Annotated in this window: 17 protein-coding genes; 4 read left to right on the plus strand and 13 right to left on the minus strand. The window is 34.4% G+C overall.

Annotated elements, in window-relative coordinates; translation table 11 throughout:
- Positions 1 to 136 precede the first annotated feature (136 nt).
- Both ACNQGB_RS15335 and ACNQGB_RS15340 read right to left on the minus strand, forming a co-directional pair.
- Entirely contained in the window at positions 137 to 1,048 is a 912-nt protein-coding gene (locus tag ACNQGB_RS15335) for a glutaminase (RefSeq protein WP_417945924.1), read from the minus strand.
- Positions 1,049 to 1,081: 33 nt separating this feature from the next.
- Positions 1,082 to 2,341: an asparagine synthetase B gene (locus ACNQGB_RS15340; RefSeq protein ID WP_417945926.1), complete on the minus strand. Its 1,260-nt coding sequence runs from the start codon at positions 2,339 to 2,341 to the stop codon at positions 1,082 to 1,084.
- Between the two features lie 345 nt (positions 2,342 to 2,686).
- Here ACNQGB_RS15340 and ACNQGB_RS15345 point away from each other — a divergent pair, with 345 nt between their 5' ends.
- Entirely contained in the window at positions 2,687 to 3,322 is a 636-nt protein-coding gene (locus ACNQGB_RS15345; protein WP_417945929.1) for a DUF547 domain-containing protein, read from the plus strand.
- Positions 3,323 to 3,406: 84 nt separating this feature from the next.
- Here the strand turns inward: ACNQGB_RS15345 and ACNQGB_RS15350 are convergent, their stop codons facing one another.
- The 9 genes from ACNQGB_RS15350 to tgt form a co-directional block, all read right to left on the minus strand.
- Positions 3,407 to 4,075: a response regulator gene (locus tag ACNQGB_RS15350; protein ID WP_417945931.1), complete on the minus strand. Its 669-nt coding sequence runs from the start codon at positions 4,073 to 4,075 to the stop codon at positions 3,407 to 3,409.
- Between the two features lies 1 nt (position 4,076).
- Entirely contained in the window at positions 4,077 to 4,868 is a 792-nt protein-coding gene (locus tag ACNQGB_RS15355) for a sensor histidine kinase (RefSeq protein WP_417945933.1), read from the minus strand.
- 3 nt (positions 4,869 to 4,871) lie between these two features.
- Positions 4,872 to 5,264, minus strand: a complete 393-nt coding sequence (locus tag ACNQGB_RS15360) for a hypothetical protein (protein ID WP_417945937.1) — start codon at positions 5,262 to 5,264, stop codon at positions 4,872 to 4,874.
- A 245-nt stretch (positions 5,265 to 5,509) separates the two neighbouring features.
- Positions 5,510 to 5,890 (minus strand): hypothetical protein, encoded by a 381-nt coding sequence (locus tag ACNQGB_RS15365; RefSeq protein ID WP_417945938.1) that lies wholly within the window; start codon positions 5,888 to 5,890, stop codon positions 5,510 to 5,512.
- Positions 5,891 to 6,071: 181 nt separating this feature from the next.
- Positions 6,072 to 7,616 (minus strand): replicative DNA helicase, encoded by a 1,545-nt coding sequence (gene dnaB / locus ACNQGB_RS15370; protein ID WP_417945939.1) that lies wholly within the window; start codon positions 7,614 to 7,616, stop codon positions 6,072 to 6,074.
- A gap of 140 nt (positions 7,617 to 7,756) precedes the next feature.
- Positions 7,757 to 8,710, minus strand: a complete 954-nt coding sequence (locus tag ACNQGB_RS15375; RefSeq protein ID WP_417945941.1) for an acetyl-CoA carboxylase carboxyltransferase subunit alpha — start codon at positions 8,708 to 8,710, stop codon at positions 7,757 to 7,759.
- A gap of 115 nt (positions 8,711 to 8,825) precedes the next feature.
- The gene (locus tag ACNQGB_RS15380) at positions 8,826 to 9,713 is read right to left on the minus strand and encodes a DMT family transporter (protein ID WP_417945943.1); all 888 of its coding nucleotides are present in this window, start codon (positions 9,711 to 9,713) and stop codon (positions 8,826 to 8,828) included.
- The gene (locus ACNQGB_RS15385) at positions 9,700 to 10,788 is read right to left on the minus strand and encodes an LptF/LptG family permease (RefSeq protein ID WP_417945945.1); all 1,089 of its coding nucleotides are present in this window, start codon (positions 10,786 to 10,788) and stop codon (positions 9,700 to 9,702) included. The genes ACNQGB_RS15380 and ACNQGB_RS15385 overlap by 14 nt, the downstream gene beginning before the upstream one ends.
- Positions 10,789 to 10,891: 103 nt before the next feature.
- Positions 10,892 to 12,022, minus strand: a complete 1,131-nt coding sequence (gene tgt / locus ACNQGB_RS15390) for a tRNA guanosine(34) transglycosylase Tgt (RefSeq protein WP_417945947.1) — start codon at positions 12,020 to 12,022, stop codon at positions 10,892 to 10,894.
- Positions 12,023 to 12,397: 375 nt separating this feature from the next.
- On the opposite strand from tgt, the gene xerA reads away from it, so the two are divergent.
- Positions 12,398 to 13,441, plus strand: a complete 1,044-nt coding sequence (gene xerA, locus ACNQGB_RS15395) for a site-specific tyrosine recombinase/integron integrase (RefSeq protein ID WP_417945949.1) — start codon at positions 12,398 to 12,400, stop codon at positions 13,439 to 13,441.
- 481 nt (positions 13,442 to 13,922) lie between these two features.
- A complete protein-coding gene (locus ACNQGB_RS15400; RefSeq protein WP_417945951.1) occupies positions 13,923 to 14,132 on the plus strand; it encodes a hypothetical protein in 210 nt (69 codons plus the stop codon).
- Here ACNQGB_RS15400 and ACNQGB_RS15405 read toward each other — a convergent pair.
- Positions 14,113 to 14,301, minus strand: coding sequence for a hypothetical protein (locus ACNQGB_RS15405; protein ID WP_417945953.1), 189 nt, complete (start codon positions 14,299 to 14,301; stop codon positions 14,113 to 14,115). The two genes, ACNQGB_RS15400 and ACNQGB_RS15405, sit on opposite strands and share 20 nt — an antisense overlap.
- A gap of 130 nt (positions 14,302 to 14,431) precedes the next feature.
- On the opposite strand from ACNQGB_RS15405, the gene ACNQGB_RS15410 reads away from it, so the two are divergent.
- The gene (locus ACNQGB_RS15410; RefSeq protein WP_417945955.1) at positions 14,432 to 14,779 is read left to right on the plus strand and encodes a hypothetical protein; all 348 of its coding nucleotides are present in this window, start codon (positions 14,432 to 14,434) and stop codon (positions 14,777 to 14,779) included.
- A gap of 283 nt (positions 14,780 to 15,062) precedes the next feature.
- Here the strand turns inward: ACNQGB_RS15410 and ACNQGB_RS15415 are convergent.
- On the minus strand, positions 15,063 to 15,810 hold a 748-nt coding region (locus tag ACNQGB_RS15415; protein WP_472777136.1), incomplete at its 5' end, for a transposase.

Below are 15,810 nucleotides of genomic sequence, written 5' to 3' on the forward strand. Positions count from 1 at the left end.
TAATCAAACTTTTACCCCAATAAATGATGCTTTTAATTTAGGAGCTATTTCCTGCTTTCGCCTTTATCTTTGTTCGTTCCTCTCAAAGGATATCGGCTTAATCAGGGCTAAAATTCATACCTTAATACCTGTATTTTTAGAAAATTGACATTTCGGTTTTAGTTGTCAATACTTCTAATGCATGCATCCCTAACTCTGAATTTCCTTTTTCATTTAATCTCGGACTCCATGTGGCAACCACGAAATTTTTAGGAAACAAAGCCGCAATTCCTCCTCCTATTCCGCTTTTACCAGGCAATCCTACTTTATAGGTGAATTCTCCTGATTCATCATAGAAACCACAGGTTTGCATCAAGGCATTGAGTCTCTTTACTTGGCTTTTAGTTAAAATTGGTATTCCAGCTTTAGTTTTTCCTTCATTGGCTAGAAAGAAAAAGGAATAAGCTAATTCTTTGCATGTCATTTCTATAGAACACTGATGAAAATAAAAATCCAAAACTTCGTCAACATCATTATCTATATTCCCAAAAGATTTTAAAAAATTAGCCAAAGCGGCATTTCTGAAACGAGTGTCTTTTTCAGATTGTGCTACTTTTAAATTAAAATCTATTGTTGTACTTCCTGAAATCATTCTTATAAAATCCAGAAAATCTTGTTTTGGATTTTCTAAATGAGTCACAAGCATATCTGCTATAACTATTGCGCCTGCATTAATAAAAGGATTTCGTGGAATTCCTTTTTCATATTCTAATTGTACTAATGAATTAAAAGCACTCCCTGAAGGTTCTACTCCCACACGCTTCCATATTTTCTCATCCAAAAAAGAAAATGCCAATGCGACTGTCAAAGCTTTAGAAATACTTTGTATAGAAAATTTTTCATTACTATCCCCTACCGCAAAGTCTTCTTGCTCAATTGTTGTTAAATGAATCCCAAATTTATCTGGATTTACTTTAGCTAATTCAGGAATAGAAGAAGTTACCTTCCCTTGTGATGGGCGTTTTTTAGATTCGTTATATATTTCTTGTAAAATGACTTTATAATTCATGTAACAGACTTTGATATATTTAAAATGGAGAAATTAAGTTTTTAACTTTTTTTTCTTTGCTGCCGGAAACAAGACATTATTTAGAATCAAGCGATAGCCAGGAGAATTGGGATGCAGATCCAAAACCGTAGGAGGATCGCCTACTTGATGCTGAAAATCCTCTGGATCATGACCGCCATAAAAAGTAAACATGCCTTTCCCTCTTTGTCCATTTAAATATCGGACTTCACCATTCAACTCACAAGTTCCCATCACTAAAATATTAGACTTCACTAATGCGCTATCAAAAGCAGTCGTTTGTCCCATAAATCCTTTGACTAATTGCGTGTGATTTTGACAAAGCATGCTTGGAATTGGATCCCATTTTGCAGAAAATTCCATCAATGTAAAATAATCCTTATCTACAGGAACTCGGCGCTTAGGAGTCATATCAATATCTGAAAATTCATATTGTTCTGGTTTTCTTTCTAATATATAATCCTTGAATGCAAATGAATTACTGTAATTCATTTTAGACTGGTAGTTGCCTTCACTAGGATCTCCATCAAACATGGTTTCACAAATATCAACACCATCAGCTGCGAGTGCAATATCAAAACTGTCCGTTGCTGAACACATTGCAAACATAAAGCCACCGCCTATGACAAAATCCCTTATTTTTTTGGCTACAGCACCTTTCTCTACCGCAACTTTAGTAAAACCAAGTTTGGTTGCTAATGCTTCAGCATCTTTTTTTTGTTCAATGTACCACGGCGCATTTTTATAAGCTGCATAAAATTTACCGTATTGCCCTGAAAAATCTTCATGATGCAAGTGCAACCAATCATAAAGCAACAATTGATCACTTAAAACTTCTTCATCATAAATAGGTGTGAAAGGAATTTCGGCATACGTTAACACCAGAGTAACTGCATCATCCCAAGGCTGTTTGCCTTTTGGTGTATAAACCGCAATTTTAGGTGCTTTTTCAAGTATCACAGATTCCATATTTTGAGAAGGACTTGATATTTCATTTAAAATCGCTACTTCATCACCATCTGAAATTACTTCAAAACTCACACCACGAATTTGACACTCTTTGCGAATTTCATCCGCATCAGGCAATAGAAAAGACCCCCCGCGATAGTTCAACAACCAACTGGCTTTGTAATTTTTATTTAAACACCAATAGGTGATTCCGTATGCTTTGAGATGGTTTTTTTGGCTAGTTTCATCCATTGGCAACAAAATAAAAGAAGCTTTTACTGTTATCGTTAGCAAGAGAAGAAACGTATAGAGAAATGCTTTATACATCGATTTAAGATTTTATACCTCAAAGATAGAAAGTAAGTCATTTAAATGCTTTAATCTTTCATTAAATATTTCTTCTAGAATAGTTTATAATAAAAACACGTAAAACTACGTATAGCCAAACCATTTTCTATCTATAAATTTGACACATAAACTTAATCTACTACCATGAAAAATTTAGTATTAAATCATCCCGAAAAAAATAGAAAAGCGAGTGTAATGGATCTTGTAAAAAAAGCAGCAATAGCGGTCTTAATAGCGCTAATTGTTACCTTTTATTATTTGTGTTATCATTTTATTTTTAAATAAAAACTTTTTTTAAATCCCCAAATACAGCACCTAATTATTGTGAAAAACTACTACAACACTTTAGCAGAAGAGATTTTTTATTTGGCTAATTTAGAAATAGATACTGATTCAATGAGAAGACAATTTTTCTATATTGATCCAGTAAAACTTGAAAAAAACTTAGATACTGATGATTTAAAAAAAGCATTTTGGATCAATGTTTACAATGCTTTCTACCTCATCATCTCCAATGATCTCAATCAAAATACTAAAATTTTTGATCTTAAAAGAATCAAAATTGCGGGCTCAGTACTTTCCTTAAATGATATTGAACACGGCATACTGAGAAAAGGTAAGTTTAAAATTGGTTTTGGTCCTATCGCCAATCCTTTTTATTCGGATTTTATAAAAAATCTAGCAGTTAGTAAAGTCGATAACAGAATTTGTTTTGCATTAAGGCATACTAATTTGACAGCAGAAAACATTGAGTATTTCGATTGTGACCTGATAGAGGAACAACTTACTATAATTTCTAACGATTTTATACGTAATGATACTGAATATGATACTGAATTAAAGACAAGTAAACATTCGACTTTTTTAGTATCGTATTTGAAAAATTTAAGAGGCAAAGATTCCGTGAAAAAATTAGTGAAAACAACTTCAAATGTAGACTTAGTATACTGCAAAATATGAATTAAAGACTTCTATTGAGCCCAAAACTACAACTAGCTAATACAACAGACATTCCAAAAATTATTGAACATTGAATTCAACTCATTAATCATTCAATTGTAAAAGTGAATTCTGAACAGCATAAACTACTAATCCAGCTATATTCCGAGATTCGGTTTTTAAGAGTAAATTGTTGCGATGTCCCTCGACCGTTCTGGGACTAATAAAGAGTTGATCCGCAATTTCTGCCGTACTTTTTTGAAGACAGATCTGTTTAAGTACTTCTATCTCACGTGGACTAAGAAAGTTAGAATCGAAATTACTTTTAGTTTTTTTAGTTGTCAAAACATCGTCTTGAATAATTTTCATTACATAATCCGTGTAATAAAAACCCTTTGAAGCTACTTCATTTATTGTAGTGAGTAATTCTTGTGGAGTAGCATTTTTTATCAAGTAGGAAACTGCTCCAACATCTATCATATTGGCCACAAAAGATTTAGAATCATAACTAGTAAGTGCAATGATTTTCAGCTCTGGAAATTCCTTTCTAATAATCTTGGTAGCCTCAACACCATTTATTACAGGCATTTTTAAATCCATGATAATAATATCTGGATGATTATTGGTGTTGTGTTGTAAATAAAAAATCAAATCCTCCCCATTTGAGGCTTCAAAAATAATATCAATATTAGCTTCGCGTCCCAACAAGAAGGAGATTCCTTTTCTAAAAAGGACTTCATCATCGACTAATATTATTTTGATAGCGTCTCTCATTTTAAAAGTTAAAAAGTACCGAAACTCCTTTATTTACTGCACTCTCTAGGATCATTTCTCCTTTTAAAAAAGCAACTCTGCTTTCTATATTTTTCATTCCTAATCCTTTTTGATTATCGATATTAATGCTGTCAAAACCTATTCCGTTATCTTGATACGTGCATGTTTTCATTTCTTGTATGTCCTCGATAACAATCGAAATATGAGATGCTTTTCCATGACGCAACGAATTGTTCATTAATTCCTGCAAAATTCTAAATACATGCAAGTGCCTGTCGTTATCAGTAATGTCAAAGTTCGTTTTATTTTCATACGTTACTTCCACCGCTCTAGAACTACTGAATTCTAAACACAATTCTTCAATTCCGGCATGAAGTCCAAATTTTTCTAAAACGGGAGGCAGCAGCCCGTGAGCAATTTTTCTTGAACTATCAAGTGCTTTGCTCGTGAGCTCAATTATAGTTTTTGTAATCCCAAGTGTTTCATTTTCGGTTAAGTTAGGTGCCGTAAGCAAGTAACTGTTTAAGGAAACTATATTTAGCTTAGAACTAATATCGTCATGTAAATCTTGTGCAATACGTTTGCGTTCCTCTTCTTGCGTAATGATTACGGCACTTAAAAGTTCCTTTTGATACTGAATTTCTAAGTCTTTCTTTTCTAATTCCTTTTGAATAATTTTCTTTCTTGAAAAATAGAAAAATATAATTAAAGTCACCGCAATGACTATAAAAAAACCAGAGATGTAAAATATAATTTCTACTATTTCTTTCTCATTCGCTAGATTTTTCAACATAATTTAGTTTTTAATTGCTTTTTTGTAAAAACTTCTTTTCCATTCGAAAAGTATAAACAACTGATAAACAATAACGAAAAATGAATTTAACGTCCAGGTCAAAAACTTAACAGCTTCACTCAAACCAATTGTTAAATTTCCTACAAAAAATAAAACAGTACTTGCTAATAAATATATAATTATTCCTATGGTTAAATAATAATACTCCTTCTTCTCTAACAACATGTTGTACAAATGCATTACGGCATATAAAACTACAAGTAATGAGGTAAGAGCAATTTCAAGTAAATTAAACTTAAAAAATTGTTCAGGATTGAATCCATAATCAACTATAAGTATTACGCAACCTGCAAGCATACTGTATTGTATTATGGCAACTTGTGATTTTGTCTTCATTAATGTTTTATAAAAAAATCCCAAACACAAAAACTGACCTATAAAGTAAACGTGAATGAAATATAAATTATCTATACTTTGAAGTACTAAAATTTCCATACTTACTTGTACAATCACTAAAACTGTAAGATAATAAATAAGATACTGAAAGGTTTTCCCATATTTAGAAAAACCTCCCCAGTATAAAAAAAAGTTTAGTAGTAATATAAAATATCCTAAATAAACAAATATCAAATTTATTAGTATCAATTTTGAAGTGGACTGTTAGGATCTCCATATGGAGGACAAGGTCTAGAAGCATCATACACAATACTAATATCTTCATCTACGTTAGGCTCTTTTTCAGTTTCCGAAGTTCCAAAAACGTCTCTGTAAATCCCAGTTTCATCTTTGTTTGCTCCTACAAACAAGAGCGTTTCTTCATTATTATCATTTATACCCATATAGGCACGCACAGCTTCTGTTTTAAGAGCTAATACTGCTTCAAGACTTTCTCTTGGAATTAAAAAAGCATTTACTTTCTTTTTAGAATCCTCAATTTCAATATTGTTTTGAAACGCTTTGGTCCATTTTTCGGCAGTTTGCAATAAAATTTCAATTGACCCAGGGAAATTTTCGTTGTCCATAATTGTGTGTGTGTTTTAAGGTTAGTTTTATAGAACTTACTTTACTAAATAAGCGTAGCTAATTTATTCAATTTTTTTCACAAAAAGAACATTCTAATTTATTAAAAATATACTGATACTTTTAATAAAAAATGCCCACAAAATTTTCATTGAGGGCATATTATACAACTAAAACAAACTATTAAAAAGGAACATCACTGTCATCATCAAAATCATTCAAATTACTCCCGAAAGCATCATTTGCTGATGGTAAATTTTTTGTAATAAAAGGATTGTCCTCTTGATTCATACTCGATGGTAAATCGTCATAACCTCCACTAAAATCCTCCAGATTATCAAACTTCCCGAGGTGCCCTATAAACTTTAATCGAACGTTTTCTATGCTACCATTACGGTGTTTTGCAATCATAATTTCGGCTTGTCCTGCTGTTGGCGAAGCTTCATCATCATCCCATTCGTCAATTTTATAATATTCCGGACGGTATAAAAACGAAACAATATCGGCATCTTGCTCAATCGCCCCAGATTCACGTAAATCCGATAATAAAGGCCTTTTACTAGAACCACGGGTTTCTACGGCACGTGATAATTGTGAAAGGGCAATAACAGGAACATTCAATTCTTTGGCTAATGCTTTTAAGTTTCGGGAAATAGTAGAAATCTCCTGCTCTCTATTTCCGCCCCCTTTTCCGTTTCCTCCAGCGGTCATCAATTGCAAATAATCGACAATTATAATTCGGATTCCGTGTTGCGAAACCAAACGTCTTGATTTAGCCCGTAAATCGAAAATAGACAACGAAGGGGTGTCATCAATAAACAACGGTGCTTTTTCTAAATTCTTCACTTTGGTACTCAATTGTTCCCACTCGTGTTTTTCTAATTTACCGGTACGCAACTTCTCTGATGAAAGTCCCGTTTCGGAGGAAATCAAACGGGTGATCAGCTGAACTGATGCCATCTCCAACGAAAATAAAGCTACTGGCATTCCAAAATCAATAGCCATATTTCTAGCCATCGATAATACAAATGCAGTTTTACCCATCGCTGGCCTTGCTGCAATAATAATTAAATCACTTGGTTGCCAGCCCGAAGTTATCTTATCTAATTTATCAAAACCAGTTGCTACACCGCTCAATCCTTCTTGACCAGCAATTTCCTCGATTCTTTTTTTGGCTTGCAGTACTAAACTCTGCGCCGTTTCTGAACTTCGTTTTATGTTTCCCTGCGTTACTTCGTAGAGTTTAGACTCAGCTCTGTCTAATAAATCAAAAACATCGGTAGTTTCATCATAGGAATCTTCGATGATTTCTGATGATATTCGAATTAAACTACGCTGAATAAATTTTTGTAAAATGATTCTGGAGTGAAATTCAATATGCGCCGAAGAAGAAATCTTTTGCGTAAGCTGAATCAGGTAAAAATCTCCACCGGCCAGATCTAATTTTGCGTTTTTCTTTAATTGGGCCGAAACAGTTAATAAGTCAATGGGCTGCGTCTCGGTAAAAAGCTGAACAATAGCTTCAAAAATATGTTTGTGTGCGTCTTTGTAAAAAGCATCAGGTTGTAAAATATCAATGACATCATCTACCCCTTTTTTATCAATCATCATGGCACCCAGCACCGCCTCTTCTAAATCGAGAACCTGAGGAGGCAATTTCCCCTTTTCTAAACTTATAATTGTTGTTTTATCCACCTTTACGGGGTTTATATTTCTGAAATTTTCCATAGAGCGAAAGTAGCAAAAATTAAAAAAATATTGAGATCGAGTTGTTACAAATAATTGTTTATAAATAACTATTTTTTGTTTATAACCAAAAAAAAATCCGAAATGGTAAGGCTTCGGATTAAAGATAATTTTGTAAGCTTTTACTCCTTATACTCACCCATTTTACTGTATTTCTCCATTCTTTGAGCGATTAATTCAGCTGTTGATAAGTCTTTCAATTCATTAAAACCTTTCATGATATATTGTTCTACTGTTTTAAAAGTAGTGGCTCTATCGTAGTGTGCTCCACCCAAAGGCTCTGGTATAATATCATCAACTAATTTTTGTTTTTTCATGTCAGCTGATGTCAATTTTAAAGCTTCGGCAGCTTGTTCTTTGTATTCCCAGCTTTTCCATAAAATAGAAGAACATGACTCTGGAGAAATAACAGAATACCAAGTGTTTTCCATCATGTATACTTTATCACCTACACCTATTCCTAATGCTCCACCAGAAGCTCCTTCGCCAACAATTACGGTGATGATAGGCACTTTTAAACGAATCATTTCAAATATGTTTCTGGCAATGGCTTCTCCTTGCCCACGCTCCTCGGCTTCTAAACCGGGATAAGCTCCGGGAGTATCAATCAACGTCAAAACCGGAATGCCAAATTTCTCTGCCATTTTCATTAAACGCAACGCTTTTCTATAACCTTCTGGATTTGCCATCCCGAAATTTCTATACTGACGCATCTTAGTATTGATTCCTTTTTGTTGACCTACAATCATGAATGATTGTCCATCTATTTGACCTAAACCACCAATCATGGCTTTGTCATCTTTAAAATTTCTATCTCCAAAAAGTTCTAAGAAAGTCCCTTTAGTAAGATTCGTAATGTGTTCTAAAGTGTAAGGTCTATTAGGATGACGAGAAAGTTGTACCCGTTGCCAAGCGGTCAAGTTTTTATAAATTTGTCTTTTAGTCTCTTCTAACTTTTTGTTGATTTGTTTGCAAGTATTCGTTACATCAACATCCGATTCTTGACCAATAATAAGACATTTGTCTAACTGCTCTTCTAGTTCTTTTATTGGAAGCTCAAAATCTAAATATTCCATAGGATTTTTGCGTTTTTGTTTTTATTTCGAACGGCAAATATAAAATTTTAAATCGTTCAAAAAGGTAAATAATCTATTTATGTATAAAAGTTTGCTTCAATAAAGCAAGAATTTCTTAAACTGTTTTGCCCTTTTGGTAGTGTTTAATCGCACCGTTCAGGATTACTGTAATTACAATTATCAGTGCGCCAATGTAAAATTCAAAACTCATTTTCTCTTTTCCGCCAAGGATAAAATAAGCCAGAATAATGCCGTAAACAGGTTCTAAGTTGGTCGTCAACATGACGGTATATGGAGTTAGTTTTTGCATCACTTTGACCGAAGCCGTAAAAGCATAGGCAGTACAAACAGAAGCCAGAATCAATATTAAAGTCCAATTATTTGCAGTCAAAACAAAAAATTCTGTCGTGAATTTCCCTTGAAACAAAAAGTAAATGGTTATAAAGGTGACACCTGCCAGGAATTCATAAAAAGAGATTACCGAGGGATCGTGAACTGCAATAAGTTTACCGTTCATGAGTGTAAACAAAACCCCTAATATGATCGATGCTAAAGCATACAACATTCCGTCAAGGTAGTTGATTTCGACTTTCATAATCAGTGCTAATCCAGCAATAATTACAAGTCCAAAAAAGACTTCGTACCACAAAACCTTTCGACCATAAAAGAGTGGCTCTAAAATAGATGCAAAGAAGGCACCCAATGAAAAAACCGATAGTGTTATAGACACATTAGACACATGAATCGCTTTAAAAAAAAAGATCCAGTGTAACGCAATCAATAAACCGACGAAAATCAATTTAAGGAACGACTTTAAGGGAATTTGAAACGATTTTTTCTTAAACACCAAAAACAACGCTAAAAAAACAGCGGCAAAAAACATGCGATACCAAACCAAAGCATCTGCTGTAATGGTGATTAAAGCGCCTAAAATGGCCGTAAAACCCCAAATAAAAACAATCAGATGGAGGTTTAAATAACTTTTTAAATTATCGTTTTGCATTTCGTAGTAAATAAAGGGCTAAAATTCCAAAGGCAATATTAGGTAACCAAACGGCTAACATAGGCGGAATACTGGATTTCTCTGCCAATACTCCAAAGATTTTATCAAAAAATACAAAGGCAAAAGCCAATGCAATCCCTATTGCTAAATTGGTACCCATACCGCCTCGTCGCTTCATAGCCGAAACTGCAACTGCAATAATAGTAAGAATAAATGCTGAGACTGGAACACTGTATTTTTTATACAACACCACCAAATACACATTTATAGTAGAGGAACCTCTTGCTTTTTCTTTTTTAATAAAGGCGTTTAATTTTCCTAAACTCAACGTTTCAGCAATGTAAACCACTGGCGCTAAATCCTCTAGATCAAAATTAAAAACAACCTCTTTTTCTGGGAGTTTTACAATAACATCATTGGTCTCACCTACCGTTCTTTTCGTATAATCGTATAAGGTATACTTACGTTTCTTTGGGTCGTATTTAATTCTGGAAGCAGTAATTTTATGCACTAGTTTCTGATTTTTAAACTTTTCTAATGAAAAATTAAAAGCCGTTTTAGATTCGGCATTAAAACTATTTACATAAATAAACTCGTCATCGCTAATTTGTCGGTACACATCGGTATTGTCGCCAAGCATCGCCTCTTTACCGCCTCCTTTTAAGTACGTGTACCTAAAATTATTGAAGCCTTCACTGGCTTTTGGAACCACAAAGAAACCCATCAACAGTACAAAAACAGAAACTATAGAAGCACCAATAATATACGGCCGTAAAAAACGCGTAAATGAAATTCCGGAACTCAAAATAGCGATAATCTCAGTGTCATTGGCTAGTTTTGAAGTAAACCAAATCACCGATAAAAATAAAAATATCGGAAAAAGAGAATTCGCAAAATAAATCGTAAAGTTATAGTAGTACAAAGCAATATCTAAAAACGGGATTTTATTCTCCAGCATTTTATTGATCTTCTCAGATACATCAACTACAATTCCGATGGGGATAAACAACAACAGCATCACCGCAAATGTGGCTAAATATCTTTTAAGGATGTATTTGTCTATTATTGTTAGCATTTAAAAAAGTTTAAGGTTTAAGGTTTAAAAGTTTAAGGTTTAGTACAGTTGCAAATTCACACAAAGAGTTTTAAACTTTAAACTAAAAAAACTTTAAACATTACTACAATCGTTGGTTCATATTCTTCACCATCATTTCTTTCCAAGGCTTAAAATCACCTGCTAAGATATGTTTTCTAGCTTCACGAACCAACCACATATAAAAACCAAGATTGTGTATCGTAGCAATTTGTTTCCCCAAGTATTCATTGGCAGCAAAAAGATGGCGCAAATACGCTTTAGTATATTCAGTATCTACCCAAGTGATTCCCATCTCATCTACAGGAGAAAAATCAGCTTCCCACTTTTTATTTTTAATATTGATGGTTCCATTAGCGGTAAACAACATTCCGTTGCGGGCGTTACGAGTAGGCATCACACAATCAAACATATCAATACCCAAAGCTATGTTTTCAAGAATGTTAATAGGCGTTCCCACACCCATCAAATACCTTGGTTTGTCCTCTGGCAAAATTTCACACACCACCTCAGTCATGGCATACATTTCCTCTGCAGGTTCCCCTACAGATAAGCCGCCGATGGCATTTCCTTGTTGGTTGGAATTAGCAATATATTCTGCTGATTGTGCGCGTAAATCTTTATAGGTACTTCCTTGTACAATAGGAAAAAAAGTTTGCTCGTACCCATATTTAAAGGGTAAAGTATCCAAGTGGTTGATGCAACGATCCAACCAACGGTGCGTCATTTTCATAGAGCGCTTCGCATAGTTGTAATCACAAGGATAAGGCGTGCATTCATCAAATGCCATGATAATATCGGCACCTATGGTACGCTGAATTTCCATCACATTCTCGGGTGTAAAAAAATGGTACGAACCATCAATATGCGATTTAAACTTTACCCCTTCTTCCTTAATTTTTCTATTGGCACTCAAGGAATACACTTGGTACCCGCCAGAATCTGTCAATATATTTCTGTCCCAGTTCATAAACTTGTGCAAACCACCCGCTTTTTCTAGAATTTCAGTCTGCGGACGCAAGTACAAGTGATACGTATTTCCTAAAATAATATCAGGATTAATATCTTCTTTCAATTCCCGCTGATGCACCCCTTTTACAGAGGCAACAGTACCCACAGGCATAAATATTGGCGTTTCAATTACCCCGTGATCGGTGGTAATAGTTCCCGCTCTAGCCTTAGATAACGGATCTTTTTTTAATAAATCAAACTTCATTTTGTATTGTATTATCTACATTTTTCTTAAAAACCCTATCCTATCACTACAATAACACAGCGCCAAAAAAATTATGCAACGTATATCTCCCGATTGTTCGGCTGGCAAAGATAGGTTAATTTGAAACCCACATCAAAAAATATTTTTCTGCACTTCATTCCCTCAAAACAACTTCAATTCCTTCTTGGGTGTACCCCTGCGTAAAAACTTCGGGTCGGGCTTTCGGCTTTATCTTTCCGTTCCGCTACAAGGATACCTCCCGAAGTCTCGGGATCATCCCTTACACAAAAAAAAAGAGACGCAACAATTCATAACGCAAAATGAAGTAAAAATCTTAAAAATAAATGTATCTTTAAACACCAAAAAAAAGGCACAATGAACTGGAAAGCAACACCCTTAAAACATAGAGACGAAAATAGAATTGCACTCTATTTCGAAAAAAACCAAGAACTCATTCAACAAGTCAAGCAAATAAGCGGCGCTAGATGGAGTCAACAAAAAAAACTGTGGCACATACCCGACACCATCGAAAACAGAATCCAGTTTGAACTGCAACCACAACACGTAGAGCAACTTTCTCTGGAAGCCATACACTATTTAGAAAAATTCAAACAATGGTTGCAATCCAAACGGTATAGCCCGAACACCATAGCCACGTACTCTGAGGCCTTAAAAACATTTTTACTCTTTTTTCCAGAAAAAAAAATCCCCGAAATAGACAACAATGATGTAATCCTGTTCAATAACAACTACATCCTTGATAAAAAATTATCTGAATCCTATCAAAACCAAATTGTAAATGCCATCAAACTCTTTTTTAAAATAGTATTGGACACCAAAATTGACATTGACAAGATACACCGACCCAAACGCGCCAAAGTATTACCCAATGTGCTAAGCAAAGAAGAGGTAAAACTAATCTTGAATGCCCACAACAACCTCAAACATAAAATGATGCTTTCGCTTATATACAGTTGTGGCTTGCGCTGTGGCGAATTATTAGCATTGCAACCCGTTCATATAGACTCTAAACGAAATTTGGTTTTACTAAAAAAAGCAAAAGGTCAAAAAGATCGCATTGCTCCATTATCGCCCAAAATTTTAGAAATGCTGCGCGAATATTATCTCATTCACAAACCCATGAAGTACTTATTTGAAGGACAAATCAAAGGTCAACCCTATGATGCCAGAAGTTTACAATTGATATTGAAACAGGCGCTCAAAAAAGCAGGAATCACAAAACCCGCCACCTTGCATTGGTTGCGACACAGCTTTGCGACACACTTACTAGAAAGTGGTACCGATTTACGCTACATTCAAGAATTATTAGGCCATAGCAGCAGTAAAACTACCGAAATTTACACGCACGTAAGTACGAAAAGTCTGCAACAAATTAAAAGTCCGTTTGATGATTTATAAGAGAAATTTACTATATTTGAAAAAACAAAAAGCGAGACAAACCTTCGCCAATCTACCCGATTTTGGGTGTATACACGAATGTTTGTTTCGCATATATACTAGTTGTCATACAGTTTAGAGAACCGAAACAGAAAACCCTACCAAATATGATAGGGTTTAATGCTCAAAGTTTTTAAGAAGAACAGGAAGCTTATTTCCTGTTTCAGTCCAGCGACTGTATAAAAGCTAAAGAAAATTATGTGGAAACTCGAAAAGATTTCCAAGTGGGTTGATTTATTAACTTCCTTGGTGAAACTGATTAAAGTGGTCGCATCGCTTTGGTATAAGTGTTAAGACACATTAAAATCTGTATTTAAATCAAATCAAATCGTATTCTAAAGCCAAGTCGTAGACTGCTGAGAGGGATTCACGTCCCTCTCAATCTTAAAACTCTAAAAATAAGAACCAAAAACCGAAACAGAAATAACGAAAAATAGAAAATATGCAATTTATAAAAGTATCAGCTATGCCTTGTAATAACACAGGAAGTTCAAGAGGACAAGTTACTAGACAGTTTTACCTAAACATAGATTTAATTGGAGGTATCTCAGAAAATAGTATTTGGCTAAAAAACTCTGAAATAGTATGTTTAAATGGCACTTATTTTAGAGATATTAAACTTGTTGAGAATATCAGTCCGAAAGATTTATAACATATTCCTCCTTAAGACTACTTTCAACGTATCTAAAAGCATATTGAATTTGATTTAAAGTATAACCACTAACTAATGGTAATATTTTATCTTTTAATTCTAATTTCTTTTCTGAATCTTCTTTAGCCTCAAAAAAGATTAATTTGTCTTGAATTTTTAAATCCTGCATTTTTTTTTGTTTTAGTACGGTTCCGAAGAACCGATGATTAGTAATTTAATTTAAAAATATGTTTACAGAAAAAGAACAGGCTTATATAAAAGAATTTCATAGAGTTCAAAATGAGCGAAATGAAAAGTATATGATATACGTAAAAACAGTTACCACAATGGCGGTTGGTTTTTTAGGAATAATGCTATCACTTGCTGATACTGAAAAAATGAATTGTATGAAACACTTGTTTTACTCAATCACGATTACATCAACTGCACTCGGAATCCTTGCCTCTCTAATCGTGACATTTGGCGAAATAATATCATTAACTGGTCTTCGGAATAACATTCGAGATAATGCATTACAATCACGGGACGGAATTGATACTCAAAAACCAATCTCAAATGATGAAAAAATAATTTCCAAGGTTCATTACATTTGGGTCTTTTCCTTTGTATGCGCTTTGGTTTCAGCAACCCTATATTCTTGGTTTTAGATGCAGACATTTAGCTTGTGTTTTACATCGATTCCGAATCCAAAATGGAGAGAAAACCGATATGACAACAGTGGCTTCAAGATATTTGGGTATTGGGCTTGATTTAAATATGGTTTTGTACTTTTATTTTTAGTCTTTAACCGAAATATAAATCTTAATTTAATCCCCAAACATCGTGAAAGCCACGGGACGTCAGGCTGTGAAAAAACCTCTTTTTTCTAATATAATCTTCAAATTTCACGACTCTACAATTCAAATAAGGTCTTTTAAGAAGTCGCCTTTTTTAGGCTGCAAATTTAGTTTGATAAAAAATGAAGTCTAATTGCAGCTTTATATACTTCGTTTTTAGCAAAAACAAGACTTTTGCCTTGTAAGGTGAGTTCCATTTTTTGAGTTTGGCAATCAGATCGGGAACGCCCAAGATATTGATACTGCGTTTGATGTTATAGACCAGCATAATCAGGCTGTGTTCTCCATTTACTTTTTCCAATCCCGTTAAATTGGTGTGATTGTAACCCCATTGGCGTTTGATGGTGCCAAAAATATGCTCGTTTATTTCCTGGCGCTTGCGGTAGAGCTGTGGGTTTTCATGATAGCGCTTGTTGTTTTCTTCTACGGCATCGGCATATTGGCTTCGGTCAATTTCTCTGCCTGATGCTCTACTGGTGCATAAATGTTTTACGGGACATGCTTTGCATTTTGGGGTTCGGTATTTTTTAAAATTATAGCTGTCTCTATCGGTGGTTTTCTTATGCCAACTTCCTGTGGTTTTTAGTGTTTCGCCCTGCGGACAAGTGTAGGTATCGGTGTCTTGATGGTACTGAAATTGGGCTACCAAATAATCCTTGGTCGTACCGTTTTGATTACTTTTCCCTTGTTCGGGTTGTGCTACAATGGTAGTGATATTGGCTTGTTTACAGATTTCTATTTGTTTGCCATTATGATATCCTTTGTCTACTAGTGCGGTATAGGTTTCTATACCTAGATTCTCTTTGGCTTCTATGGCAATGGCTGACAAGGCACTGCGGTCA

Source organism: Flavobacterium frigidum, assembly GCF_048286795.2.